At 42.7% G+C, this 24,610-nt stretch carries 26 protein-coding genes and 1 tRNA gene; 16 read left to right on the top strand and 11 right to left on the bottom strand.

Annotated features, from left to right (window positions below):
• Positions 1 to 36: 36 nt before the first annotated feature.
• The 7 genes from CDW55_RS11595 to CDW55_RS11625 form a co-directional block, all read right to left on the bottom strand.
• On the bottom strand, positions 37 to 1,176 hold the full coding sequence (locus tag CDW55_RS11595) for a vWA domain-containing protein (RefSeq protein ID WP_088470024.1): 1,140 nt from the start codon (positions 1,174 to 1,176) through the stop codon (positions 37 to 39).
• A 135-nt stretch (positions 1,177 to 1,311) separates the two neighbouring features.
• A complete protein-coding gene (locus CDW55_RS11600; RefSeq protein WP_088470025.1) occupies positions 1,312 to 1,674 on the bottom strand; it encodes a response regulator in 363 nt (120 codons plus the stop codon).
• A gap of 14 nt (positions 1,675 to 1,688) precedes the next feature.
• The gene (locus CDW55_RS11605) at positions 1,689 to 2,252 is read right to left on the bottom strand and encodes a chemotaxis protein CheB (RefSeq protein ID WP_179285944.1); all 564 of its coding nucleotides are present in this window, start codon (positions 2,250 to 2,252) and stop codon (positions 1,689 to 1,691) included.
• Complete coding sequence (locus CDW55_RS11610) at positions 2,249 to 3,079, bottom strand: CheR family methyltransferase (RefSeq protein ID WP_228399649.1); 831 nt, start codon at positions 3,077 to 3,079, stop codon at positions 2,249 to 2,251. Before CDW55_RS11610 ends, CDW55_RS11605 begins: the two co-directional genes overlap by 4 nt.
• A 1-nt stretch (position 3,080) precedes the next feature.
• On the bottom strand, positions 3,081 to 3,455 hold the full coding sequence (locus CDW55_RS11615; protein WP_088469939.1) for a response regulator: 375 nt from the start codon (positions 3,453 to 3,455) through the stop codon (positions 3,081 to 3,083).
• Between the two features lie 15 nt (positions 3,456 to 3,470).
• The gene (locus CDW55_RS11620) at positions 3,471 to 7,052 is read right to left on the bottom strand and encodes a response regulator (RefSeq protein ID WP_088469940.1); all 3,582 of its coding nucleotides are present in this window, start codon (positions 7,050 to 7,052) and stop codon (positions 3,471 to 3,473) included.
• A 9-nt stretch (positions 7,053 to 7,061) separates the two neighbouring features.
• Complete coding sequence (locus tag CDW55_RS11625) at positions 7,062 to 8,189, bottom strand: hybrid sensor histidine kinase/response regulator (RefSeq protein ID WP_088469941.1); 1,128 nt, start codon at positions 8,187 to 8,189, stop codon at positions 7,062 to 7,064.
• 320 nt (positions 8,190 to 8,509) lie between these two features.
• Between CDW55_RS11625 and CDW55_RS11630 the strand changes: the two genes are divergently transcribed.
• From CDW55_RS11630 to CDW55_RS12670, 10 genes are all read left to right on the top strand, one after another.
• The gene (locus tag CDW55_RS11630) at positions 8,510 to 8,839 is read left to right on the top strand and encodes a single-stranded DNA-binding protein (RefSeq protein WP_088469942.1); all 330 of its coding nucleotides are present in this window, start codon (positions 8,510 to 8,512) and stop codon (positions 8,837 to 8,839) included.
• A 77-nt stretch (positions 8,840 to 8,916) separates the two neighbouring features.
• Positions 8,917 to 9,366 carry an HRDC domain-containing protein gene (locus CDW55_RS11635; protein WP_088469943.1) on the top strand — a complete coding sequence of 150 codons (450 nt, stop codon included), beginning with the start codon at positions 8,917 to 8,919 and terminating at the stop codon, positions 9,364 to 9,366.
• 180 nt (positions 9,367 to 9,546) lie between these two features.
• Positions 9,547 to 10,902: a histidine--tRNA ligase gene (gene hisS / locus CDW55_RS11640; RefSeq protein WP_088469944.1), complete on the top strand. Its 1,356-nt coding sequence runs from the start codon at positions 9,547 to 9,549 to the stop codon at positions 10,900 to 10,902.
• A gap of 132 nt (positions 10,903 to 11,034) precedes the next feature.
• A complete protein-coding gene (locus CDW55_RS12515) occupies positions 11,035 to 11,199 on the top strand; it encodes a hypothetical protein (RefSeq protein ID WP_179285945.1) in 165 nt (54 codons plus the stop codon).
• Between the two features lie 134 nt (positions 11,200 to 11,333).
• On the top strand, positions 11,334 to 12,134 hold the full coding sequence (locus CDW55_RS11645; RefSeq protein WP_088469945.1) for a class I SAM-dependent methyltransferase: 801 nt from the start codon (positions 11,334 to 11,336) through the stop codon (positions 12,132 to 12,134).
• Positions 12,135 to 12,246: 112 nt separating this feature from the next.
• Positions 12,247 to 12,320, top strand: a tRNA-Ala gene (locus tag CDW55_RS11650).
• 361 nt (positions 12,321 to 12,681) lie between these two features.
• A complete protein-coding gene (locus tag CDW55_RS12665) occupies positions 12,682 to 12,861 on the top strand; it encodes a transposase (protein WP_410492783.1) in 180 nt (59 codons plus the stop codon).
• Between the two features lie 308 nt (positions 12,862 to 13,169).
• The gene (gene uvrA / locus CDW55_RS11660) at positions 13,170 to 16,001 is read left to right on the top strand and encodes an excinuclease ABC subunit UvrA (protein ID WP_088469947.1); all 2,832 of its coding nucleotides are present in this window, start codon (positions 13,170 to 13,172) and stop codon (positions 15,999 to 16,001) included.
• Between the two features lie 99 nt (positions 16,002 to 16,100).
• A complete protein-coding gene (locus CDW55_RS11665) occupies positions 16,101 to 16,598 on the top strand; it encodes a GNAT family N-acetyltransferase (RefSeq protein ID WP_088469948.1) in 498 nt (165 codons plus the stop codon).
• 82 nt (positions 16,599 to 16,680) lie between these two features.
• Positions 16,681 to 17,190, top strand: coding sequence for a hypothetical protein (locus CDW55_RS12670; protein WP_228399650.1), 510 nt, complete (start codon positions 16,681 to 16,683; stop codon positions 17,188 to 17,190).
• 59 nt (positions 17,191 to 17,249) lie between these two features.
• On the opposite strand, the gene CDW55_RS11675 is transcribed toward CDW55_RS12670, so the two are convergent.
• The 3 genes from CDW55_RS11675 to CDW55_RS11685 are packed head-to-tail and all read right to left on the bottom strand — an operon-like array spanning position 17,250 to position 18,461.
• Positions 17,250 to 17,498 carry a DUF6952 family protein gene (locus CDW55_RS11675; protein WP_088469949.1) on the bottom strand — a complete coding sequence of 83 codons (249 nt, stop codon included), beginning with the start codon at positions 17,496 to 17,498 and terminating at the stop codon, positions 17,250 to 17,252.
• Positions 17,498 to 17,806, bottom strand: a complete 309-nt coding sequence (locus CDW55_RS11680) for a thioredoxin family protein (protein ID WP_088469950.1) — start codon at positions 17,804 to 17,806, stop codon at positions 17,498 to 17,500. Before CDW55_RS11680 ends, CDW55_RS11675 begins: the two co-directional genes overlap by 1 nt.
• Positions 17,807 to 17,822: 16 nt before the next feature.
• Positions 17,823 to 18,461, bottom strand: coding sequence for a peroxiredoxin (locus CDW55_RS11685; RefSeq protein ID WP_088469951.1), 639 nt, complete (start codon positions 18,459 to 18,461; stop codon positions 17,823 to 17,825).
• A 183-nt stretch (positions 18,462 to 18,644) separates the two neighbouring features.
• Between CDW55_RS11685 and CDW55_RS11690 the strand changes: the two genes are divergently transcribed.
• From CDW55_RS11690 to upp, 6 genes are all read left to right on the top strand, one after another.
• Positions 18,645 to 19,127: a heme-binding domain-containing protein gene (locus tag CDW55_RS11690; RefSeq protein WP_088469952.1), complete on the top strand. Its 483-nt coding sequence runs from the start codon at positions 18,645 to 18,647 to the stop codon at positions 19,125 to 19,127.
• On the top strand, positions 19,124 to 19,531 hold the full coding sequence (locus CDW55_RS11695; RefSeq protein ID WP_088469953.1) for a thiol-disulfide oxidoreductase DCC family protein: 408 nt from the start codon (positions 19,124 to 19,126) through the stop codon (positions 19,529 to 19,531). The genes CDW55_RS11690 and CDW55_RS11695 overlap by 4 nt, the downstream gene beginning before the upstream one ends.
• A gap of 106 nt (positions 19,532 to 19,637) precedes the next feature.
• The gene (locus CDW55_RS11700) at positions 19,638 to 20,291 is read left to right on the top strand and encodes a DUF4290 domain-containing protein (RefSeq protein WP_088469954.1); all 654 of its coding nucleotides are present in this window, start codon (positions 19,638 to 19,640) and stop codon (positions 20,289 to 20,291) included.
• 3 nt (positions 20,292 to 20,294) lie between these two features.
• The gene (gene murA / locus CDW55_RS11705; RefSeq protein WP_088469955.1) at positions 20,295 to 21,602 is read left to right on the top strand and encodes a UDP-N-acetylglucosamine 1-carboxyvinyltransferase; all 1,308 of its coding nucleotides are present in this window, start codon (positions 20,295 to 20,297) and stop codon (positions 21,600 to 21,602) included.
• 292 nt (positions 21,603 to 21,894) lie between these two features.
• Positions 21,895 to 23,205: a ribosome biogenesis GTPase Der gene (gene der, locus CDW55_RS11710; RefSeq protein ID WP_088469956.1), complete on the top strand. Its 1,311-nt coding sequence runs from the start codon at positions 21,895 to 21,897 to the stop codon at positions 23,203 to 23,205.
• A gap of 84 nt (positions 23,206 to 23,289) precedes the next feature.
• Entirely contained in the window at positions 23,290 to 23,940 is a 651-nt protein-coding gene (upp, locus tag CDW55_RS11715; RefSeq protein ID WP_088469957.1) for a uracil phosphoribosyltransferase, read from the top strand.
• 19 nt (positions 23,941 to 23,959) lie between these two features.
• Here upp and CDW55_RS11720 read toward each other — a convergent pair whose 3' ends face one another.
• A complete protein-coding gene (locus CDW55_RS11720; protein WP_179285946.1) occupies positions 23,960 to 24,610 on the bottom strand; it encodes a ComF family protein in 651 nt (216 codons plus the stop codon).

Below are 24,610 nucleotides of genomic sequence, written 5' to 3' on the forward strand. Positions count from 1 at the left end.
TGAACTTCGGTCATCCAGCATCCAGTATCCATCCTCTCAAAGTCTTCTGATTCTGTTTCTTTCGTAATCCTCAAAAATCATTTCTCCCAAATTAGAAAGTCCGGTAAGAAATGCTTTTCCTTTATTTTGTGCGGTAAACGCCTCCACAAATTTCCGGAGATAAGGATCCTGGGCGATCATAAAGGTGGTGATGGGTATTTTCAGTCTTCTGGCCTGTGCTGCTTTAGTCAGACATTGGGAAACAATCATCTCATCGAGGCCAAAACTGTTCGTATACAGTTCGCCGGTTGGCAGTTTAATGCAGCTGGGTTTGCCGTCGGTAATCATGAAGATCTGTTTGTTTGTATTTCGTTTTCTTCGCAGAATATCCATCGCCAGCTCAAGTCCGGCAACTGTATTGGTGTGGTACGGGCCGACGTTTAAATAAGGAAGGTCTTTTATTTTTATCGGCCAGGCTTCGTTGCCAAACACTATGATATCAATCGAATCTTTTGGGTATTTACGTTTGATGAGTTCTACCAATGCCATGGCTACTTTTTTGGCGGGCGTGATGCGGTCTTCACCGTAGAGAATCATCGAATGGCTGATGTCGATCATGAGTACAGTACTCATCTGGGCTTTGTGACGGGTTTCCTCTACCACCAAATCATCTTCAGTAAGCCTGAGGTCGGCGATGCCATTGTTGATCTGGGCATTTTTAAGGCTTTCGGTCATGTTTACCGTGTTCAGATCGTCGCCGTACTGAAAGTTGCGGGTTTCTCCATCACGTTCATCGCCAACCCCGATTTTGGAGGTACGGTGATTACCGATGCCGGTTTTTTTCAGTTTACCGAAAATCTGATCTAGGGCAAATTCGCGCAAAGCTTTTTCAAGCTTGGGTGTTAAAACGTTTTTGCCCTTTCCTGTTCCGGTGTTTCCTTCTTCAGGTTCTTTTTCTTCTTTGATATAGCCACGTTTTTTCAGGTCTTCTTCGAAATCGGCCAGCGTATATTCATTGGTAAAGATGTCATATTCCTTATCGAGCATTTCAAGCCATTCAAAAGCTTCTTCAATATCGCCGGAAGTGTGGGTGAGAAGATCTTTGAAGACATCAAAAACCCGGTCGAAGTGAGAGATTTCTTCCGGCGTATGTTTTTTAAATATAAAACCGTTTAAGGAATTGGGTTCTTTTTTCATCATTATAATCTTGCAATTGATCCGGAAAAGTTATGGAAATTTTGTTCCATAAATTCTTCGCTTGCATAGATATTCGAAATGACGATTATTTGTGAAAGTTAAAATTGAAAACTACATCTTCATTTCAATTTCAACTTAATCTCCGGTATATTTCTTCACTGTTTTTTCGAAGAGATCGATATCGAAAGGCTTGGCAAGAAATTCGTCTGCGCCGGCTTCACTGGCCAGTGCGCTGATGTTGCTGTTCGCTGAAAAATAGATCACGGGAATGTGTTTCAGTGTTTCGTTGGCTTTGATCAACTTTGTGGCTTCAATTCCGCTGATATCCGGCAGCCAATTGTCCATGAAAATCAGGTCGGGCATATAATTGCTGACCTGTTCTTCTACACTGTTGGTGGTGGGCGAAGTTTTCACTTCCAGGCCAAGATCTTCGAGAATTTCTGTGCAAAGCTCCAGAATTTCAATATTGTCATCAAAAATAAATACTTTTTTATTCATAGGATATTCAGTCATTAAGGTAAGTTATTAATATATTCCGACATTTCGTTGGATTTCAGCACAGCATCTACGTCCACATTGGCCAGGGCAGCTTCGGGCATAAAGCTTACCACCGCTGTCGCCGGGTCCTGCACAAGGGCCATGCCTCCAAATTCCTTCACAATTTTCAGTCCTGCGGTTCCATCACTGTTAGCTCCCGAAAGCAAAAGACAAACAAGGTTTTCTTTAAATACTTCCGCAGCACTTTCGAACGTGACATCAATCGAGGGCCGTGAAAAGTTTACTTTTTCGGAGGCATCCAGAGAAAAAGTGTGGTCATTTTCAATGAGCAGATGGTAATTGGGTGGCGCAATGTAAAGGGTTGCGGGCAGCATCACTTCTTTTTCTTCCACTTCTTTCACCTTCATTTCGGTTTTTGCAGCCAGCAGATTCGTTAAAATATCGTCTTTTCCGGGTTTGCGGTGCAACACCAGAATGATGGGGAAACGAAGTGCAGGGTTCAGTCCCGGAAGCAATTTCAGGATGACCTCCAGGCTGCCGGCTGATCCGCCAATAAGCAATGCTTCACAGTGTTTCATAATTCATGGATTTTGCGCCAGATTTTTTCACCTTTCAACCGTTCAAAGTTTTTGGCAACGATGGAGAACTCGAGTGTTTCTTTGGTGCCTAAAGCCAAGTAGCCGAATTTTTCCAGACTGTTGTTGAAGAGTTCAAAAACTTTATTCTGCAGGGGGCGGTCGAAATAGATGAGGACATTTCTGCAGAGGATCAGCTGAAACTCATTGAAGGAATTATCGGTCACGAGGTTGTGGGTCGAAAAAATAATCTTTGATTTCAGTTCATCTTTCAGTTTCCCCAGAGAATAATTTGCTGTATAATAATCAATAAAGTGTTCGCTTCCGCCTGCTGCGATGTAATTTTCGGTGTAGAGTTTTATTTTATTGAGCGGAATCATCGCCTGGCCTGCCGTTGCCAGCACCTCACTGTTGATGTCTGTTGCATAAATGAGAGATTTGTGCAGCAGATTGAGTTCTTTTAAGAAAATCGCTACAGAATACGCTTCTTCTCCCGTACTGCAGCCTGCGACCCAAATTCGGATAAACGGATAGGTGCCGAGTCTGGGCAGGATTTCGGTTCTCAAGGTTTTATAAAAAGACGGGTCGCGGAACATTTCCGTTACATTAATCGTGATTTCCTCAAGAAAACGTTTGAAATAGCCGGGTTCGGTTCTTATTTTGTACCGGTATTCGGCAAAACTCACGAATTTATCCATTTCATAAAGTCTCAGAATCCTTCGTTTCAAGGAAGCTCTGGAATAGCCTGTAAAATCGTAGCCATACACTTCCAGCACATCCGAAAGCAGAATTTCTATGAGTTCATCGCTATGTTCTGTTGATTTCAACACTTCAGTCAATTAGTTTATTCAGTAATACAAGCAGTTCTTCTACATTTACGGGTTTGCTGATATAGCCGTCGGCACCTGCCTCCAGGCATTTTTCCCGGTCCCCCGTCATGGCCTGAGCGGTAATGGCGATTACGGGAATATGCTGCAGCGCCGTATCACTTTTCATCTTACCGATGGCTTCATAACCGTCCATTTCAGGCATCATCATGTCCATGAGTACAGCCCCGATATTTTTGTTTTCCTCCAGAAGTTCCAGTCCTTTCACTGCACTTAACGCGGAAAGACATTGGTACTTTTTAGCTTTGAGTACTGCGGTGAGCGCGAAGATATTTCGGCTGTCGTCGTCGATGATAAGTATTTCCTTTTCGGTATTCATTATAATAAGGAATTTTTAAATTTTATCGTACAGCCAAACCCGGAGAAGGGAAATCAGCTGATCGATATCTACAGGTTTCGAAATATAATCTGATGCGCCTACTGCGATGCATTTCTCGCGGTCTCCCATCATCGCTTTTGAGGTTACCGCCAACACCGGCAGGTTTTTAAACTCAGTCATGGTGCGGATTTCGCGGATACTTTCGTATCCATCCATCTCGGGCATCATCATGTCCATCAGCACCACGTCGATTGATGGATCTTTTTTCAATGTATTCAGTGCTTCTTTGCCATCCATCGCAGGAATCACTTTCATGCCGTGCAGTTCCAGGGCTTTGGTAAGTGAAAAGATATTCCTTACATCATCATCTGCAATCAGTACGGTTTTGTCTTTGAGGATGTTGCGGAGTTCGCCTAAATTTTCGAAGCCTCCCATCTGTTGCTTGTTCTTTTTCGTTTTTTCTTCTACCAGGTGTAGGAAAAGACCCGCTTCATCTAAAATACGCTGGTAAGAATATGCTGTTTTCACAACAATGGAATCTGCATATTTTTTAATCCTTTTTTCTTCACCCTGTGAAAGGTTTTTTCCTGTAAATACGATAATCGGAAGTTGCTCCAGACCTTTGTTCTGCTTTATGGTCTCCAGGGTTTCGTAAGCAGTTTTATCCGGTACGCCCATATCGAGAATCACACAGTCGATTTCACGGTTCTGAAGCGCGTCGATACTGTCCGATACATTATTGGCGATATCGGTATTGATGTTATTGGCACTTAAAAAGTAGCTGAGCGCTTTGGCATGTTGCTCGTTTTCTTCTACAATCAGCACTTTTTTCGGGCCCTTGGTCAGTACGTTTTCGAGTTTTTTGAAAATCTCCTGCATCTGTTCCAGGGCAAAGGGTTTGTTGATGAAATCTACCGCGCCACGGAGTAAACTTTCCTGGCGGAACTTCATTGAAGACATAATATGTACCGGAATAGGTTTGGTTTCAGGATTGGATTTCAGGGCTTCCATGACTTGCCAGCCATCCATTATTGGCAACTGAATATCGAGAAGTATGGCGAGCGGTTTAAAATGCTGGGCCATTTCAATGCCTTCATCTCCGCGAACGGCAACCAATACTTTATAATTTCTGGTGCGCGAAAAATCTACGAGAATCTTGGCAAAAGCCGTATCGTCTTCAATAATGAGAATAATTTTATCGCCCGCCTGAATATTTTCCCGGTCGTCATCGATGGATTCAGGAATCCTGTCGGAGATATAACGTTCGGGCTGTAGTTTCGTTTCCGGGATGTAAACTGCGGTTTCTTTTGGTGTTTCCGGCTCGGTGTCCTGTACTTTTTCTGAGTCTACAGGAACGATAAGGGCAAATTCACTGCCTTTGCCTTCGGTACTCTCCAGGGTAATTTCTCCGCCAAGAAGCCTTGCCAGTTCGCGGCTGATGGAGAGTCCCAGTCCGGTACCGCCATATTTACGCTGTGTTGATCCGTCCGCCTGCTGGAAAGCCTCAAAAACAAGCCTCATCTTATCTTTAGCAATGCCAATTCCGGTGTCGATGACTTTAAAGATGACTTTATCCTTCGATGGATCCGCTGAAACCTTCAGCGTGATGCTTCCTTCAGAAGTGAACTTAATCGCGTTGGAAAGCAGATTTTTAAGGATTTGTTCGAGGCGGAGTTTATCTGTTCGCAGCATTTGCGCAGCGTCGGTATCGGTTTCGATGTTGAGATCCAGGTTTTTATCCTTCGCAATCGGGCTGAAAAGCATCCGCATGTCTTTCGTAATTTCCATTAAAGGAACATCATTGAATTCGAGCGTCATTTTTCCGGATTCAATTTTTGAAAGATCCAGGATTTCATCGATCAGTGTGAGCAAGCCCTGACCCGAACTCTGCATTACTTCTGCATATTCTACATACTGTTCATCAAGATCCTCACTTTCCGACATCAGTTTCGAAAGCAGTAAAATGGAGTTCAGCGGGGTGCGGAGTTCGTGCGACATGTTGGCGAGGAATTCCGATTTGTATTTGGTGCTCTGTTCCAGCTCTCTGGATTTCTGCTGAATATCGATATTCCGTTCTTCGATCAGCGCGTTCTTTTCTTCGAGGAGGCTTGTACGTTCTTCAAGCTCCTGGTTGCTCTGCAGAAGTTCTTCCTGCTGCACGCGCAGTTCTTCCTCCGAAGCCAGAAGTTTCTGAGACTGGGCTTCGAGTTCTGCGTTGATGTTTTCGAGTTCGGAGTGCTGGGACTGCAATTCTTCGGACTGTGCTTGGGTTTCTTCCAAAAGTTCCTGAAGTTTTACACGGCTCTGCGCGCTGTAGAATGCAAGACCGATATTTCCGGCAACAGAGGAAAGAAATTCGAGCTGCAGCGGAGTATATTCCTGGGTGCTGCCCAGTTCCAGTACACCTAAAGGAATGTTATATCTTGTAATCGGTACGGCCACAATGTTGCGGGGTCTGGTATTTCCGGTCGCAAAACTGATGGTGGTTTCGCGGTCCGGGATATCTTCAACAACAAGCTGCTGTCTGGACTGGAATGCCTGTCCGGCAATTCCTTCGCCGATCTGCAGAGTTCTTCTGGTGTCCCGCTCGGCGAGGGCATAGCTTCCTTCGAGATGAAGGCGGTTGTCTTCCTGCTGTATGTAGAGAGCTGCCACGTGGCTTTTGGTTTTATCAGTGATGTGGTTTAAAATTTCTGCTGCAAGCACACTGATGGTTTTTTCGCCCATCATGCGGTCATTCAGTTGGGCTATCGAGGTGCTCAGCCATTCTTTTTCCTCCAGTGAGTTGAAGGAGGTCTGAAGCGATTTGGCCATACGGTTCAGCGGGTGGGCCACGTTCCCAAGACTATGCTGCGCGTTGTCGTCTGAAAGAATATCGTAATCACCGTTCGAGATCTGTGCGGTTACTTTCTCGATTGCGATCAGACGGTTTACGGTCTCTTTATTTTTTTCTTCGAGTTCGTTGGTCAGTTTGTTTTTCTCATTGAAATCCTGAAGCACTTTACGGAAGAATACCAGCGTAATGAGAATGGCGAGCAGTGCGGAAGCAATGATGAGGAAAGGGGTGTATGCAGCAAATGTATTCATGGTATCGGTACGTTCCTGCAGAAGCCTTTCTTCTTCAGTCTGCATGGCACCTACCGTGGCGCGGATCGCGTCCATGTGTTTTTTACCCGACAGCAGTTGTTCTGCTGTTACTTCCAGATTCGCTTTACGTTTATGTTCCAGATTCTGGTCCAGAATCACCAGTCTGGATTCGATATTTACCCTTAGGTGTTCAAGATTCTGGGCCTGTACTAAGGATGGGGTAATTTCGCTTTTGAGCTCTGTAATTGCCTGCGCAATTTTAGCCTTGGCATTATTATAAGGTGTGAGAAAAGCTTCGTCGCCGGAAAGAAGATACCCGCGCTGGCCGGTCTCGGCATCTTTAACAAGAGAGAAAACGTTGCCCAGATTTTTTATGGTTTCGTTGCTTTCGCGCACCATTTTCGAACTCTCGATCAGGTTTTTAATACTGATAAAAGAGGCCGTGGAGCTTATGAGCAAAAGCAGCATCGACAAGCCGAGTCCGTAAAGAAGGTTGTTTTTAAAATTCATACACTTTAATTATGAGTTCGCATCCTTTTCGGGATGTACGGGGATTGTAAAATAAAATTCAGAACCTTTGCCTGGCTCACTGTTGACGCCAATTTTGCCTTGATGTCTTTCGATGATTTCAAGACAGATATAGAGGCCGATGCCCAGCCCCTGGAAGCGTTCGGAAGTTTCCTCCACGCGGTAAAATTTACCGAAAATCTGCTGTTGGTGTTCCTTTGCCATTCCAATGCCAAAATCTCTTACCGAGAAATAAATTTCATCTCCACGTCGTTCTGCTGTGAGGTGAACTTCGTCGCTGTCGGGTGCATATTTAATCGCGTTGGTCATAAAATTAATGATGACCTGCTCAATCCGCATTTCGTCACCAAAAATTTCAGTATCGATACCTCCTTTTTTAATGAACTTCACTTTGGGATTGGCCTGCTGCATGATCTCCACAATATGATCTAGAATCTTATCGAAACTGAAGTATTTTTTATTGAATTTGAGTTTGCCGCTTTCAATTTTAGAGATATCGAGCAGGTCTGCAACAAGCAGGTTCAGTTTTTCAACCTGATTCTGTACTTTGTGCAGGCGGATTCTGGTAGTTTCCAGATCTTCTTTGTTGAGGCTCCGCTCAAGCAGCTGAATATATCCTTTGATACTCGTCATGGGCGTTTTCAGTTCGTGGCTGGCAATACTGATGAACTCGTCTTTTTTTCTTTCGGCTTCTTTGCGGAACTCAATTTCTTCCAGAAGTTTGGTCTGCATTTCGTTCAGGGCGCGGCTCTGTTCGTAGATGCGGTAAAAGGTTTTCACTTTCAGCAACAGAATATTCATGTCAACCGGTTTGCTGATATAATCCAAACCTCCGGAGGAGTATCCGCGGGTGATGAGGTTCACATTGGCGCTGGCAGCGGAAAGAAAGATTATGGCCGTTTCTTTGGCCTTGCTGTAACCGGAAATGGCTTCTGCTACTTCAAAGCCGTCCATCTCAGGCATCTGTACATCCAATATGATAAGGACATAGGATTTTTTAAGGATTTTTTTCAGTGCTTCTTCCCCTGATGAAGCGGTGTCTACCTCGAAGCCGTTTACTTCAAGTACTTTTTTAAGGGAAATTATATTCTCCGGAGCATCGTCAACAATCAGGATCATTTTGTTACTGGTTTAATTACAGAAGTTGACAAATATAATGTTTTTGAAATTTAAATGTATTAAAAGTTCATCCCTACAGCCTTAAATGCTGCAGCTGGTAAGCGGAGAGGTTAATATCTCAATGTTGACGCAAGAGTCAGCTACTATTGTTATTTTTATTTATTTGAAAATCAATAATATATCCGTTGCAAACGACTGTAAACGGTAATAAGCAATTCTTTACCGGCTATATTTTGAGGCCCGTTGAATCTTTGCATCAGAGATTCGGGGAAAAATCAGTGAGACCCGTTTCTGATGTTTAATTATAAAATTTTAAAGCCATGTCACTAAGAAACAGAGTTACCTTAATTGGTAGAACAGGAAAAGACGTTGAATTTGTAAAATTCGAAAACGGAAGAATTGGTAAAGTAAGTCTCGCAACCAGCGATTTTTACACCAACGCACTCGGCGAAAAAGTGGAAGAAACCCAATGGCACAATTTGGTGTTTTTCGGAAAAACAGTAGATATCGTCGAAAAATATGTAGAAAAAGGAAAGGAAATCGCGGTAGAAGGCAAAATCGTGTACAGAAGCTGGGACGACAAAGAAGGAATAAAACATTATATCACCGAAATCCGTGTGGAAGAACTCGTACTGCTGGGCGGTAAATAAATTTGCGCTTCCTCAGAGGACCTGGTTTTCCGGATTAACTTTGAGGAAGCTTTTTTAATCTCAAAAAACACAATGTCATGAAAGTTAAAGTTTTAAAAGTCCGCCTGTCTGATGATTTCATTGAGCACGACCAAAAGGTACTCGACCGTTTTCTGAGGGAAAATAATGTCCTGAAATTCGAATCAGCCTTTGTGAAAGACGATGAAGGTTACTGGTCGGTGATTCTCTATTATGAAGAACTGAAAATGACCGTCAATGATTCCAAAACGCCCAAATATTCGGCAGAAAATGATGCCGAACTGAATGCTGACGAAATTAAAATCCTCGATTCGCTGAAACTCTGGCGTACCGAAAAAGCCAAAGACCAAAATCTCCCGGTGTATTTTATTGCCACCAATAAAGAGCTGCTTTCCATCGCCAAATACAAACCGGTAAAGAAAGAGGAACTGCTCGATATCAAAGGTTTTGGCAAGCACAAGATCGAAAACTACGGCGAAGAAATTATTGAGATTTTAGAATCGGTCTAGGGTAATAATCTTGTTTTATTTTGCTTTAGCTCCACAAAAACACAAATTCCTATATATTTTATTAAAGCCGTTGATGGTATTCTTCGGCTTTTGTGATGAAAAATCCTTTGCAAATCCTTATTTTTGCGACCGAAAAGCAATTCGAAATTGCTTATTAATCTTTACGTATTACAAAACAGCATGAAGCCAAGTTTAGCAAAAGGAACGCGCGATTTTACCGCAAAGGAAATTATCAACAGAAGGTTGATAATCAATACTTTACAAAGGAACTTTGAACTCTTTGGATTCCAACCATTAGAGACTCCAAGTTTTGAAAATCTTTCCACATTAACCGGTAAATATGGGGAAGAAGGCGACCGTTTGATTTTTAAAATCCTGAATTCAGGCGACTATGCTTCAAAAACAAAAGAAGAAGACTGGCAGGCGAAGAATTCCCAGAAACTCATTTCGCAGATCTCTGAAAAAGCCCTCCGTTACGACCTTACCGTACCTTTTGCAAGATTTGTAGCGATGAATCACGGGCATCTGGTTTTTCCCTTCAAAAGATACCAGATTCAGCCGGTTTGGAGAGCCGACCGACCGCAGAAAGGCCGGTTCAGAGAGTTTTACCAGTGTGACGCCGATGTGGTGGGCAGCGAAAGCCTTTGGCAGGAAGTAGAGCTTGTGCAGCTTTATTTAAAATCATTTTCTGAACTTAAAATCCCCGTAACCATTCATCTCAACAACCGGAAAATACTTTCGGGATTAGCCGAATATGCGGGAATTTCTGATCAGCTGATCGACTTTACCGTTGCTTTGGACAAGTTGGATAAAATCGGTAAGGAAGGTGTCGTAAAGGAACTTCTGGAAAAAAATATTTCGCAGGATTCTATTGATAAACTCGATTTTCTTTTTACCGAAAATGAAGATGCATTGCAAAATGTTCTTCAGCTCAAAGAAAAATTTGCCGGAATTGAAACAGGAACTGCCGGCGTAAATGAACTGGAATTCGTGCTTACAAAATGTCTGGATTTGGGCATTTCTTCAGAAAACCTGAAGTTCGATATCACCTTGGCCAGAGGTCTCGACTATTACACCGGAGCGATCTTCGAAGTCAAGGCAAACGGTGTGGCCATGGGATCCATCGGTGGCGGCGGAAGGTATGATAACCTTACGGAAGTTTTCGGTGTAAAAAACATTCCCGGAATCGGAATTTCTTTCGGCCTCGACAGGATTTACCTCGTGATGGAAGAACTCGGAATGTTTATCGACAGTGCAGAAAGTTCGGTGAAATATCTTTTTGCCAATTACGGAGAAAAAGAGTCCGTTGCGGCTTTAAAAATCATTGCGCAGCTCCGCGGAAACGGTACAGCAGCTGAACTTTATCCCGAAGCTGCAAAACTGAAAAAACAGTTTACCTATGCCGAAAAGAAAGGAATCCCGAATCTGGTGTTCTTCGGCGATCAGGAAATCGAAGCGGGGAATGTTACCATAAAAAACCTTCTCACCGGAGAACAGGAAACCAGCTCTATTTCTGATTTTCTTGGGGTAAAGTAAACGCCTAAACTCTGGTGATCAGCCCCGAATCCGGCCAGGAAGCATTTATAGGATCAATAAATTTTACGGAAAATCAACAGATTATTCCGCAGAAAAACCTATATTTATCTCACGATCCATAAATAATTTACGATGGTTTACCTGATTCTTCCTGCGTTGCTTACGGTAGTTTATATTGCATATCTGGTCTATCTGTTTTTCTGGAAAAGGGATATCATGAAATTCCGCGCGGTGCTGTATCCCGGGCTGGTTTTTATTTCCATGTGGGTTTTGCTGTACTATTTCGTGTTTCGTTAACTATTTATCACAATCTTAACAATGTGGTAGCTCGATGCTTTGCTTGTTTTTAATCTGGAAATAAATAACGCTTAACTTTAAAAGCTTGAAGATCCCTCCTTCGTCGGGATGATAATTTAAACCTCAACCTCACCATGAACTACCTCGAAATCAACCGCAAATCGTGGAACGCCAAAGTAGAACCTCACCTCAAATCCGACTTCTACTTCGTGGACGAGTTTCTCAAAGGCCGCAGCTCCCTTAACTCCATCGAAGTGGATCTTCTTGGCGACCTCCGCGGCAAAAAGATTCTTCATCTTCAGTGTCATTTCGGGCAGGATTCCATTTCGCTTTCCCGACTGGGCGCGAAAGTTACGGGCATCGATCTTTCCGACAAAGCCATTGAAACTGCCAAAGATCTCGCCACGCAGTGCGGTACCGATACCGAATTTATTGTTTCCGATGTATATGAACTTCCGAACGTGTTGGAAGGCGAATTCGACATCGTTTACACCAGTTACGGAATCATCGGATGGCTTCCCGATCTCGACCAATGGGCGGCGGTGATTGCCCACTTCCTGAAACCCGGCGGCAAACTGGTGTTCGTGGAGTTTCATCCCGTGGTGTGGATGTATGATGACGATTTCACGCACATCAAATACTCGTATTTCAACGAAAAACCCATTATAGAAACTTACGAAGGTACCTATGCCGACCCGTCGGCCCCTCTCGTGCAGGATTACGTGATGTGGAACCACGACACTTCAGAAGTTCTCACCAGCCTTATTGCCCACAGTCTGGAAATTAAATGCTTCCTCGAGTACAACTGGTCACCTTATGCCTGCTTCCGACATAACGAAGAATTTGAGAAAGGGAAGTACCGGATTCCTCAGTTTGGGAGTAAGGTGCCACATGTATTTTCTCTCGTCGCCGAAAAGAAGTTTTCTCAACCTTAACCTTAACCCACTTTTCCCAATAAAAAATCCACTAACCCTTACGATTTATGATAAAAATTTGTATTATTGCAAATCTAAAATTTAGAATTTATAATCTAAAATTGCAGAAAACGGGGGATTAGCTCATCTGGCTAGAGCGTTAGACTGGCAGTCTAAAGGTGGTCGGTTCGATCCCGATATCCTCCACTGAATAAACCAACACTGATAATCAGTAAGTTATGGTAATTGAATATGATTAAAAACACATGTTTTTTTTACTATTTTTTACTATTTTCATGTGTTGGTTTATTTTTTTTGTCTCTGTAAAATGTCTGCTAATGGGTGGTTCCGCAGATTTACAATTCTTTATTATTACTAATTTCCGTAATTTTTGTTGAAGAATCCTCATCAATTTTACTGATTCTAAAAAAAACTCCTCACAATAAGCTATTTAATTCCTTGGTTCTTCTTGTATTAAATAGATGTTATTATATGCGGTGTTTTCGGCTGTAAAGTTATAATAAAAGGGTAGAAGTATTATTTACGTCTTTAGTGAGAAGTTCAGATCATTAAGGTTTTATCTGAACAAATTCAAGGAAAAACAGTGAATGAGATTTCCCGGCAACACGGTAACAGTCAGCCTACTTTTTATAAATGGAAAAGCAAATATGGCGGATTGGATGTACAGCAACTCGCTAAAATGAAAGAACTGCAAAAAGGTATCCGAGTAGTTGGGGCTCACGCCTGATCAGATCCCGAATTTCTTCCGCAAAGCAGCTTGAAATTAAATCAGCTGAACCTTCATACCGCAGAGTTCTTTTGTGGAGACACGCGGTGCACGGAAATATTTAATCTCGTTGATGGGAAACAGTTCTTCAGGATGACGTTGCTTAGGAGCATGCCAATTATTCAGCATGGTTTTTGGACTGTGCCTTTAGAAAATACGGAGGGAAATTCCGCGTTTATTTTATTTACAATTGTAAGTCTCAGTTGAGTATGCGCTAAAAATTCCGTATTTTTGCAAATCCTAAATATCCAGATACCGGGAGCTTAAAAATGAAAGATTCCAAAGAATATATTGAAGTTTACGGTGCCCGTGAACACAACCTTAAAAATATTTCCGTCAAAATCCCGCGCAATGAACTCGTGGTGATTACCGGACTTTCCGGCAGCGGAAAATCTTCCCTTGCCTTTGATACTATCTTTGCTGAAGGTCAGCGGAGGTATATCGAAACTTTTTCTGCCTACGCACGGCAGTTCCTCGGTGGCCTCGAAAGACCCGATGTCGATAAAATCGACGGTCTCTCTCCTGTAATCGCCATTGAGCAGAAAACCACCAATAAAAACCCGCGCTCCACGGTAGGTACCGTGACCGAATTATACGACTTTCTCCGGTTGCTTTTTGCCCGGGTTTCCGACGCGTATTCCCTTACTTCAGGTAAAAAACTCGTCAGCTATTCCGAAGAGCAGATCATTGAGGTTATCAAGGAAAACTACAGCGGCGAGAAACTCATGCTACTGGCACCCGTGGTACGTTCCCGTAAAGGTCATTACCATGAGCTCTTCATCCAGATGTCCAAAAAAGGCTACGGCCAGGCAAGGATCGACGGTGAACTGGTGGATATTGAAGCCGACCTGAAACTCGACCGCTATAAGACCCACGATATCGACATTGTGATCGACCGGTGGATCATCGGTGAAAACGCTTCCGAAAACAGGATGGAAAAATCCCTGCGTACCGCCATGCAGATGGGCGAGGGAACAATTGGGATTCAGATTCTTGGCAGCACAGATATCGAATATTTCTCCAAAAACTTAATGGATTCGGAGAGCGGGCATTCTCTTGCCCTCCCAGAACCGAATACCTTCTCATTCAACTCCCCCAAAGGCAGCTGCCCTTACTGTAAAGGCCTTGGGACTGTAAAAAAAGTCAATACGGATTACTTTGTTGAAAATCCTAAGCTTTCCATCAATCAGGGTGGTCTGCTTCCATTAGAGGATATTAAATCAAACAAATGGATTCTTGGCCAGATTAAAAATATCCTCGAGATCTTCGGACTCGGGCTGGCGACTCCCTTTAACGATATTCCTGCCGAAGCCCTGGATTATATCTACCACGGCTGCCATAAGGAGTTCAGTAAAGACCTCAAATACGCAGGAATCACCAAGAAGATAAAAGTGAACTTCGATGGTCTGGTTCCCCTGATCAACGAAATGATCGAAGACAAGGAAAGCTACGATGCTATTCTTCTCGAAAGACATTTCACGACTGAAGAAGTCTGCCCAGAGTGTAAAGGTACCCGGCTTCAGCCTTCAAGCTTAAGTTTTAAGATCGACGGTAAAAACATCGCTGAAATCAACAGCCTTTCACTGCTTGATTTAATGGACTGGCTGAATGAAGTTGAAGACAAATTCAGTGAAAAGAATAAAGTCATTGCCCACGAGATTCTCAAAGAGATCAAGACCCGCCTTCAGTTCCTCCTCGATGTGGGGCTGGATTACCTGAGTCTGAGCAGGAGTTCGCGCACCCTGTCCGGCGGTGAATCACAGAGAATCCGTCTGGCAACGCAGATTGGTTCCCAACTGGTAAATGTGCTTTATATCCTGGATGAACCTTCGATCGGACTCCACCAGCGGGATAATGAAAGACTCATCAATTCGCTTAAAAATCTGCGCGATATCGGTAATTCGGTAATTGTAGTTGAACACGATAAAGACATGATTCTGGAAGCCGATGAGGTACTGGATATTGGGCCACGTGCAGGGAAGTTTGGCGGAGAAATTCTCTGGCAGGGGAATCCGAAGGACCTGCTGAAAGCAGATACCGTAACGGCGGATTATATGACCGGTAAGCGGAAGATTGAAATCCCTGAAACCCGCCGCGAAGGCAACGGAAAATCCATTGTCCTGAAAGGTGCCACGGGCAATAACCTGAAAAACGTCACGCTTGAAATCCCGCTGGGGAAACTCGTGGTTGTCACCGGTATTTCAGGCAGTGGAAAGTCGTCCCTCATCAACGGGACGCTGTACCCGATCCTTAACCGTCACTTCTACAGGGCGGTACAGGAGCCATTACCCTATAAAAAGATTGAAGGAATCGAGCATATCGACAAGATCGTGGATGTGGACCAGGCCCCAATCGGTCGAACGCCACGCTCGAACCCCGCTACCTATACCGGCATGTTTACCGACATCAGGAACCTCTTCGCTGAACATCCGGAGTCGAAAATCCGCGGCTATAAACCCGGACGCTTCTCCTTTAACGTAAAAGGCGGCCGGTGCGAGACCTGCCAAGGCGGAGGTCTGAAGGTGATTGAAATGAATTTCCTTCCAGATGTGTATGTACACTGCGAGACCTGCAACGGAAAACGTTTCAACCGCGAAACACTGGAAGTGCGTTATAAAGGTAAATCGATCTCCGATGTGCTGGATATGACGATTGATGAAGCTACGGAGTTCTTTCAGCCCCTGCCGAAAATCTACGCCAAAGTGAAAACTTTGCAGGATGTAGGGTTGGGTTATATTACCCTCGGGCAGCAGTCGACCACGCTTTCGGGCGGGGAAGCGCAGCGGATTAAACTGGCGACGGAGCTGGCGAAAAGACAGACCGGAAATACCCTTTATATCCTGGATGAACCGACCACCGGACTCCATTTTGAAGATGTAAAAGTGCTTATGGAAGCCATCAATAAACTCGTGGATTTAGGAAACTCTTTTGTAATAATTGAGCATAATCTGGATGTCATCAAGCTTGCTGACCACATTATCGATGTCGGTATGGAAGGCGGTAACAAAGGCGGTGAAATTATCGCCAAAGGAACACCGGAGGAAGTCGCGAAATCCCGCAAGAGCCTCACCGCCAGATTCCTGAAGAGGGAACTTGAATAAAATTCAATCAACAGGTAGCGTAATATCTTTAAACCGGAGCATCAGTTCCGGTTTTTTATTTAATTTTATTCCCGCTAATCACGAGAAAAAAATTGAGGGATGAGTTACGAAATACGAAGCATGCAGCCTGAGGATGGCGCTGCTGTCATTGCCATATTTGAGGAAGGAATCGCGGGTGGAAATGCCACGTTCGATCAGCATGCACCTTCGTGGGAAGCTTGGGACGATAAATACTTCAAGAGCTGCCGGTTCGTTCTGGAAGATGTCAATGATGAGGTGATGGGTTGGGCAGCGCTGCAGCCGATCAGCGCGCGCGACTGTTACAAAGGCGTGGCAGAAGTGAGTATCTACCTCCGGAACTCTGCCCAGGGTAAAGGTTTAGGCTCTATGATGCTTTACAAACTGATTCTCGCCAGTGAAGAAGAGGAATTCTGGATGCTGCAGGCCAGCATTTTCCCGGAAAATCAGCCTAGTATTATTATTCATGAAAGATTTGGATTCAGAACAGTGGGCAGACGCGAGCGTCTGGCGCAGATGAACGGTGTATGGCGCGACGTGGTTCTCCTCGAAAGACGGAGTTCTGTGGTAGGAATTTAGCATGATTTTTTCTGTGTGCACAATAAATTTTAAAGTTTGGCATTAGTATTGAGATGTTATCTTAAATTAAATCTCATAAAAAATGAAAAATCTATTTAAAATAATAGCAGCGGCAGGGCTTGCTTTTACTTTAGCCTCCTGTGGTGCTGCTAATGATGTTTACGGAAACAATTATCCAAACAATTATCCCAACGGTGGTGTTTACAGAACTCCGGACGGTACCGTTTACAGACAGGGCGATGTGTACCGGGATCGTAACGGAAACGTTTACCAGAACGGCAGGGTTGTAAGAACAGGTGATGTATACGGCAGACCGGGAATCATTACCAGAAGAGGTGACAATACAGGATATTATCCGCGTAATAACCGGAATCTGCCTCCGGGACAGGCTAAGAAAATCTACGGTGGAAATGCTAAAGATTATGCGCCCGGTCAGGTAAAAAAAAGAAACGCTAACTGGAATAACAACCGTAATGAGGACTGGAGATATGATGACGACAGGAAAAACACCAAAGAGTACAGAAAATTCAGTGACAAGTCTGACAAGAACAATAAAAAATTCAAGAAAGGGAAAGGCAAACGTAACGATTAACAGCTATAAAAGAAAAATGGCGGGAAAATTTCCCGCCATTTTTCTGTATAAGACTTTGCTTATTTATCGATGGAACCCAGTACTTTCTGGGCAAAACCATTCAGTGCATCTCTTTCCGTCATTCCGTTATTTACGCTGCTGTGAACTTCGAGCGCTCCGCAAATATTGGTAATTAATTCTCCCGCAACATTTAAGTCTTCTTCGGTTGTTCCGCGGAATTCTGTAAATGCCTCCAAAACTTCCAAAGTTTTTTCGAGATTTTCAGCACTTTGGGTCTGATAAAACTGTCTGATTATAGGTAGTTTCATTAATTTAATTCTTTAAAAAGATTAATAAGGCTTTCTGCCTGGTTGGTCTGAACCTGGTTTACAAGTTCTCCGTTCTTAAAGATTGCAAAGGTCGGCAGATTGTCAACTTTCGCCAGTTTTCTACTTTCCGGAAGTTTTTCTGCGTCTACATAATAGAACGGAATATCTTCGTTTTCGGCGGCAAGCTTCTTGAACTTCGGCTTCATGATTCTGCAGTTTCCGCACCATGTTGCACCGTACTGTACCACTACTTTTTCATTATTTGCAACAATCTGCTGCAAAGCGTCTTCTGTTAATTCTGTGTACATTTCAGCTGTTTTTTAATTAGTTTTGGTGATTTGCAAGGTATTCCGCGGTTGAAGCTCTGTTAGCCTGCATTGCATCTTTACCTTCTTCCCAGTTAGCAGGGCAAACTTCACCGTGTTTCTGAACGTGGGTGTAAGCATCGATCAGTCTTAAGAATTCTTTTACGTTTCTTCCCAGAGGCATATCGTTTACCGCTTCGTGGAAGATTTTTCCTGTTTCATCGATCAGGTAAGTTGCTCTGTAAGTAACGTTAGAACCTGTGAAGATTTCGTTTCCTTCTGCATCGTATTCGAAATCCTGATCTACGATTCCAAGGATGTTGGCAAGCTGTCTGTGGGTATCTGCAAGGATCGGGTAGGTTACGCCCTCGATTCCTCCGTTTTCTTTTGCGGTATTTAACCACGCAAAGTGTACTTCGTTGGTGTCACATGAAGCACCGATTACTTTTGTGTTTCTTTTTTCGAATTCACCCAAAGCTTCCTGAAAAGCGTGAAGTTCAGTCGGGCAAACGAAAGTAAAGTCTTTCGGGTACCAGAACAATAATACTTTCTGCTCGTTTTTTGTAGCCTCTTCAAAGATGTTAATTCTTAAATCATCACCCATTTCACTCATTGCATCAATCTCGATGTTTGGGAATTTTTTTCCTACTAATGACATATTATATTGTTTTTAAATTTCTATGGTGCAAAGATACCATGTTTTTATCAATTAAAAAAGTAAGTTTCGATTTATAAAATCTATTAGAATGAATCTCTTCATAAAAGGAATCTCTGATGTTTTTATATTCTCATTAAAGTTTGAAAATAAATGAGTAAATTCACTAAATAAAAATAAAAAGCTATGAAAAAAATACTGGTCATTCTCTTAGTAGCGCTGGTGCTCATTCAGTTTTTTCCGATTGATAAAAATAATCCAGCACCCACACCGGGCATGGATTTATTAAAGATTAAAAACACGCCGGAAGCCACTGCGACACTCATCAGAAACGGTTGCTACGACTGTCACAGCAACGAATCGAAATATCCATGGTATTCCAATGTACAGCCTATTGCGTGGTTTCTTAAAGATCATATTGATGAAGGGAGAAAAGAACTTAATTTCTCTACCTTTGCGACTTATGAACCCAAACGTCAGGCACATAAACTTTTTGAAGCCGTAGACATGATTGAAAAAGGCGAAATGCCTCTTGATTCTTATATTTTAGCCCATCCGGAAGCCAAATACACTGAAGCACAAAAGCAGGAGGTGATCCAATATTTGAAATCGTTGGAAAAAGAAATTCGCGTTATGAATGATCTGCCGGCTGAAACTGCAAAAAAATGACAGATTCTTCCAAATATTATGTTTTTTACGATGGCGATTGCGGCATGTGCAACTACTGGGTCCAGTGGATTCTGAAAAACGACCACCGGAAACAGTTCCTCTTTTCTGCCCTGCAGTCGGAGTTTGGGCAAAAATTTTTAAATGAAAGAAATTTAGATAACCAGCAGCTTAATACTTTATATCTCTGGAAGCCCAACGCTTTTTACGAAACAAAATCACATGCAGTTTTTAAGATTGCAAAAATTCTCGGCGGAAAATATGTTCTTCTCGGATATCTGAATGCATTGCCCAGGCCGGTGACCGATTTTTTTTATGACCGGGTTGCCGCCAACAGAAAGCGTTTTTCAGTTCAGCAATGTGCTTTGCCAACGGCGGAAGAACAGGGTCGGTTTATCGAAAAATAACATCGCAGAAGTGTTGATTCTCCTTAAAAATTCAGGCTTGAAAAAGGTCTAAAATTACGCTGCCCCGTCAGCAAAAAACCATAAACTAATTCTTATATTTGCACCCATGGAATACAATACCAACAGACCACAGCTGCACATGCCCGAATACGGCAGAATTATACAGCAGCTTGTTGAGCGCTGCAAAGAACTGGCTACAAAAGAAGAGCGGAACGAAATGGCCGTAGCAATAGTAGATTTTATGGGGCAGAGAAATCCCCAACTTCGCGACGAAGAGAATTATAAACATAAGCTTTGGGACCATCTTTTTATTCTTTCCAATTACGATCTGGATGTAGATTCCCCTTATCCTTTCCCCACGGTGGAAGAACTTAATGAAAAACCCAAGAAAATGGAATATCCCAAACTTCAGGGAGATTTTAAATTTTACGGCAAAAGTATTCTTCAGCTGATCGAAAAAGCCATTGAACTGGAAGCAGGCGACGAAAAAGACGCCCTCATTCAGGTCATTGCAAACAATATGAAAAAATCTTACAATGTTTATAATAAAGAACATGTGCAGGATGAAGTAATTTTTAGGCATCTGAAGGATCTATCAGAAAACCGTCTTGATCTTACCGGTCTGGACTCGCTGGAGAAAAGCAAGATTTACTACGCAAGCGGAAGAACCAACAAAAATAACGGGAGAACCAACCAAAACCAGGCACAGAACAGCCAGAACAAAAGAAGAAATTTTCACAACAATAAAAACCGGAAGTAAAAGATGAGCGGATCATTTAAAATAAAAGGCGGGAAAAGGCTGCATGGTGAAATCACTCCACAGGGAGCGAAAAATGAAGCGCTTCAGATTTTATGTGCGGTTTTACTTACCGACGAAGAAGTAAGGGTAAAAAACATTCCCGATATTCATGATGTTAACCGACTGATTGAAATCCTGGGCGATTTTGGCGTAAAGATTACGAAAAACGCTCATGGTGATTACACTTTTAAATCAGATGCTGTAAATTTTGATTATATTAAATCAAATGATTTTAAGAAAGATGGTTCCAAACTCAGAGGTTCCATTATGCTTCTCGGCCCCATGTTAGCAAGATTTGGCGAAGCTTATATGCCGACTCCGGGCGGTGATAAAATCGGAAGAAGACGTCTTGATACGCATTTCCAGGGATTTGTAGAACTGGGTGCGGAATTTCATTACGATGAAAAAGAATATCTCTACTCCTTAAAAGCTAAAGAACTTCACGGGAAATTTATCCTCTTGGAAGAAGCTTCGGTTACCGGAACAGCAAATATCGTGATGGCTGCCGTGCTGGCGAAAGGGAAGACCAGTATTTACAACGCGGCCTGCGAACCTTATCTGCAGCAGCTCTGTAAAATGCTTAACAGGATGGGCGCCAATATCTCCGGAATTGGTTCAAATTTACTCATCATTGAGGGAGTTGATACGCTTCACGGAACAGAACACACCATGCTGCCTGATATGGTTGAAATCGGTTCCTGGATAGGTCTTGCCGCAATGACAAAATCTGAAATCACCATTAAAAATGTACACTGGGATGAACTCGGCGTAATTCCGAATACCTTCAGGAAATTAGGAATCCAGCTGGAGAAACGTGGAGACGATATCTTTATCCCGGCACAGGAAAATTACAAAATACAGAAATTTATCGACGGTTCTATTTTAACAGTTTCTGATGCACCGTGGCCGGGCTTTACACCTGATTTGCTGTCCATCATTCTGGTTGTAGCTACACAGGCAAAAGGAACCGTTCTGGTTCACCAGAAAATGTTTGAATCCCGCCTGTTCTTTGTTGATAAACTCATCGATATGGGCGCGCAGATTATTCTGTGTGATCCGCACAGGGCAACGGTGGTAGGTTTAAATCACGAATCTCCACTTCGGGGCACAACGATGATTTCCCCTGATATCAGAGCCGGCAACGCCCTGCTGATCGCAGCACTTTCTGCAGAAGGAAATTCAACCATCCACAACATCGAGCAGATCGACCGTGGGTACGAAAATATCGACGGAAGACTGAAAGCACTCGGCGCAGAAATCGAGAGAGTTTAGTTCAGAAATTCATTAAACATAAAAAGCCATTTTCTCAGTGAAATGGCTTTTTTTTATGGGGAGCAACAAGGTTTAGTTCTCTCTTCAAGGCTTCACCCGCTGTCCACTATATCTTTTTTGGTGATTTCGCTTCCGCTCTATCACCAAAAAAGGATGCCGTTTCCATCGGGGCTATCAAGTTTTAGTAGATTCCTTCTGTAATCCTAAATTTAAAAAAACTATCTTTGCAAAAATTTTTGGGCTCGAAAAGTTCGAGTAACCCATTAATAATTACATTATTAAACAAAATTTAATGAGCAATATCGTTGCGATCGTTGGGCGCCCCAACGTAGGAAAATCAACCCTTTTTAACCGATTTTTAGAAAGAAGAGAAGCTATCGTAGATTCTACTTCCGGAGTTACCAGAGACCGCCATTACGGTAAATCTGACTGGAACGGAGTAGAATTCACCGTGATTGATACCGGTGGTTACGAAGTAAATAACGAAGATATCTTTCAGGAAGAAATCTCCAAACAGGTTCAGCTGGCAGTTGATGAAGCTACTTCCATAATTTTCATGCTGAATGTAGAAGAAGGTTTAACGGACACAGATCAGGAGATTTTCGAAATGCTGCGTCGCTCCAACAAGCCGGTGTATGTAACGGTAAACAAAGTAGATTCTGCCACTGAAGAACTTGCGGCTACCGAATTTTATCAGTTAGGAATCGAAAAATACTATACTTTATCTTCTGCCACAGGTTCCGGAACCGGCGAGTTGCTGGATGATATTGTTAAAGAATTTCCAACAACCGAATACAAAGATCCTTTCGAAGGTCTGCCAAAAATTACCATTGCGGGAAGACCGAACGTGGGAAAATCAACCTTGACTAACGCTTTGTTGGATGTTGAAAGAAATATCGTGACCGACATCGCAGGAACCACAAGAGATTCTATCGAAACTTTATATAACAAATTCGGACATGAGTTTGTCCTTGTAGACACCGCGGGAATGCGCCGTAAAGCCAAAGTGAAAGAAGATCTGGAATTTTATTCCGTGATGCGGTCTATCCGTTCTATCGAATATTCAGATGTGGTGATCATCATGGTGGATGCTACTTTAGGATGGGAGTCTCAGGATATGAATATCTTCGGATTGGCTCAGAAAAACAGAAAAGGAATTGTAATTCTGGTGAATAAATGGGATTTGGTGGAAGATAAAAGCACCAACAGTACCCGCGATTTCGAAAACCAGATTAAAGAACGGATTGGTCAGTTTACAGATATTCCGATTTTGTTTATTTCCGCACTTACAAAACAGCGAATCCTGAAAGCTGTGGAAGTAGCCATGGAAGTTTACGAAAACCGCGCGAAGAAAATTAAAACTTCAAAACTAAATGAAGTGATGCTTCCGATTTTCGAACATACGCCGCCACCGGCGATTAAAGGAAAATACGTGAAGATTAAATACTGTGTACAGCTCCCTACGCCAAGTCCACAGTTTGTATTTTTCTGTAATTTACCACAATACGTAAAAGAAAGTTATAAGAGATTTACCGAAAATCAGCTTCGAAAAGAGTTTGGTTTTACCGGTGTTCCTATTGAAATCTATTTCCGTCAAAAGTAAAAAAAACTTAGGCCTTTCAGAATTTTTCTGAAGGGCTTTTTAATACATTATATTTTCCCGAACTTTACAGCATAAATTAGCACTATGGTTACTGTTTTATCCGATCAATTCTCCCTTGTCAATACCTGGATCAATGAACTCCGAAATGTTGAAGTGCAAAATGACCGAATGAGATTCCGTAGAAATATGGAGCGCATTGGCGAAATTGCAGCTTTTGAAATCAGCAAAAGTCTGGAGCAGAAAGAAATAGAAATTACCACGCCTCTGGATAAACTAAAAGTAAAAGAAGTTGCGGTGCAGCCCGTAATTACAACCATTTTAAGAGCTGGTGTACCGCTGTTCCAGGGAATTCTGAATTATCTTGATAAAGCAGACTGCGGTTTCGTTGCCGCTTACCGAAAGCACGATGCCAACGATTATTTTTCTATCAAACAGGATTATCTAACCTGTCCGAATGTGGACGGAAGACCATTAATTGTTGCCGATCCGATGTTGGCTACAGGAGCAAGTCTAATTGAAGCGATTAAAGATTTATTGAATCACGGAAAACCTTCTCAACTTCATATCGTGGCAGCCATTGCTTCGAATCAGGGCGTAGAAACCATCAAAAATGAATATCCAGATGCACATATCTGGGTGGGAGTTATTGATGAGCAGCTGACTTCTAAAGGTTATATTACTCCAGGCCTTGGCGATGCCGGCGATTTAAGTTATGGCGAAAAACTCCAGCGATAATATTTAATTCAACTCGGACTTAGTCCACCGCCATTACGAGAACCGAAACTTTATTGTTTCCTGCTTTCAGGATTTCCCACGCAACAGAACTCATCGTATTTCCTGTGGTGAAAACATCATCGATCAGTAACACATGACTGTCTGAAATTTCCTGCGTAAGTGAAAAAAGATTTTCGGTTTCTGTACGATGCGATTTGTCTTTCTGAGCTTGGGCTTTGCGGTAAAAATTTCTTTTGATTACCTGATGGTCAAAAGGAATATCCAGCTTTTTTGAGAGGGTTTCGGTAAAAAGATGAAGCTGGTTGTAACCTCTTTCCTTCAGTTTTTTCGGATGTAACGGCACGGAAACCAGAAGATCAGGTTTGTCCTCGGGAAATTTTATTCTTTCAGCAGTCCATTCCGCCAGTATTTTTCCTGTCTTTTCGCGACTTCCGTATTTAAGTTGGTGAACAATTTTGCGGCTTACACTTTCTTCCTCAAACTGCATCAGCGCAAATGCATTTTCCACAGGAAAAAGTAAGGAGCAACGCTCTTTTAAAAGGTTTTCCCGGGAAAAATCGTGATGGGTAAAAAGAACCTGACCGATGCAGATCCCACAAACCAATTCACCGGAACCGATGATTCGGCTACATTCCAGACAGCGGTTGGGGAAAAGTAAATTTAAAATCAC

The organism is Chryseobacterium sp. VAUSW3 (genome assembly GCF_002205795.1).
GTDB classification, from domain to species: domain Bacteria; phylum Bacteroidota; class Bacteroidia; order Flavobacteriales; family Weeksellaceae; genus Kaistella; species Kaistella yananensis.

Coding starts and splice junctions, on each gene's coding strand:
- CDW55_RS11595 (WP_088470024.1), bottom strand. CDS start 1,176: ATGAAAAAAGAACCCAATTCCTTAAACGGTTTTATATTTAAAAAACAT.
- CDW55_RS11600 (WP_088470025.1), bottom strand. CDS start 1,674: ATGAATAAAAAAGTATTTATTTTTGATGACAATATTGAAATTCTGGAG.
- CDW55_RS11605 (WP_179285944.1), bottom strand. CDS start 2,252: ATGAAACACTGTGAAGCATTGCTTATTGGCGGATCAGCCGGCAGCCTG.
- CDW55_RS11615 (WP_088469939.1), bottom strand. CDS start 3,455: ATGAATACCGAAAAGGAAATACTTATCATCGACGACGACAGCCGAAAT.
- CDW55_RS11620 (WP_088469940.1), bottom strand. CDS start 7,052: ATGAATTTTAAAAACAACCTTCTTTACGGACTCGGCTTGTCGATGCTG.
- CDW55_RS11625 (WP_088469941.1), bottom strand. CDS start 8,189: ATGATCCTGATTGTTGACGATGCTCCGGAGAATATAATTTCCCTTAAA.
- CDW55_RS11630 (WP_088469942.1), top strand. CDS start 8,510: ATGTCACTAAGAAACAGAGTTACCTTAATTGGTAGAACAGGAAAAGAC.
- CDW55_RS11635 (WP_088469943.1), top strand. CDS start 8,917: ATGAAAGTTAAAGTTTTAAAAGTCCGCCTGTCTGATGATTTCATTGAG.
- hisS (WP_088469944.1), top strand. CDS start 9,547: ATGAAGCCAAGTTTAGCAAAAGGAACGCGCGATTTTACCGCAAAGGAA.
- CDW55_RS12515 (WP_179285945.1), top strand. CDS start 11,035: ATGGTTTACCTGATTCTTCCTGCGTTGCTTACGGTAGTTTATATTGCA.
- CDW55_RS11645 (WP_088469945.1), top strand. CDS start 11,334: ATGAACTACCTCGAAATCAACCGCAAATCGTGGAACGCCAAAGTAGAA.
- uvrA (WP_088469947.1), top strand. CDS start 13,170: ATGAAAGATTCCAAAGAATATATTGAAGTTTACGGTGCCCGTGAACAC.
- CDW55_RS11665 (WP_088469948.1), top strand. CDS start 16,101: ATGAGTTACGAAATACGAAGCATGCAGCCTGAGGATGGCGCTGCTGTC.
- CDW55_RS12670 (WP_228399650.1), top strand. CDS start 16,681: ATGAAAAATCTATTTAAAATAATAGCAGCGGCAGGGCTTGCTTTTACT.
- CDW55_RS11675 (WP_088469949.1), bottom strand. CDS start 17,498: ATGAAACTACCTATAATCAGACAGTTTTATCAGACCCAAAGTGCTGAA.
- CDW55_RS11680 (WP_088469950.1), bottom strand. CDS start 17,806: ATGTACACAGAATTAACAGAAGACGCTTTGCAGCAGATTGTTGCAAAT.
- CDW55_RS11685 (WP_088469951.1), bottom strand. CDS start 18,461: ATGTCATTAGTAGGAAAAAAATTCCCAAACATCGAGATTGATGCAATG.
- CDW55_RS11690 (WP_088469952.1), top strand. CDS start 18,645: ATGAAAAAAATACTGGTCATTCTCTTAGTAGCGCTGGTGCTCATTCAG.
- CDW55_RS11695 (WP_088469953.1), top strand. CDS start 19,124: ATGACAGATTCTTCCAAATATTATGTTTTTTACGATGGCGATTGCGGC.
- CDW55_RS11700 (WP_088469954.1), top strand. CDS start 19,638: ATGGAATACAATACCAACAGACCACAGCTGCACATGCCCGAATACGGC.
- murA (WP_088469955.1), top strand. CDS start 20,295: ATGAGCGGATCATTTAAAATAAAAGGCGGGAAAAGGCTGCATGGTGAA.
- der (WP_088469956.1), top strand. CDS start 21,895: ATGAGCAATATCGTTGCGATCGTTGGGCGCCCCAACGTAGGAAAATCA.
- upp (WP_088469957.1), top strand. CDS start 23,290: ATGGTTACTGTTTTATCCGATCAATTCTCCCTTGTCAATACCTGGATC.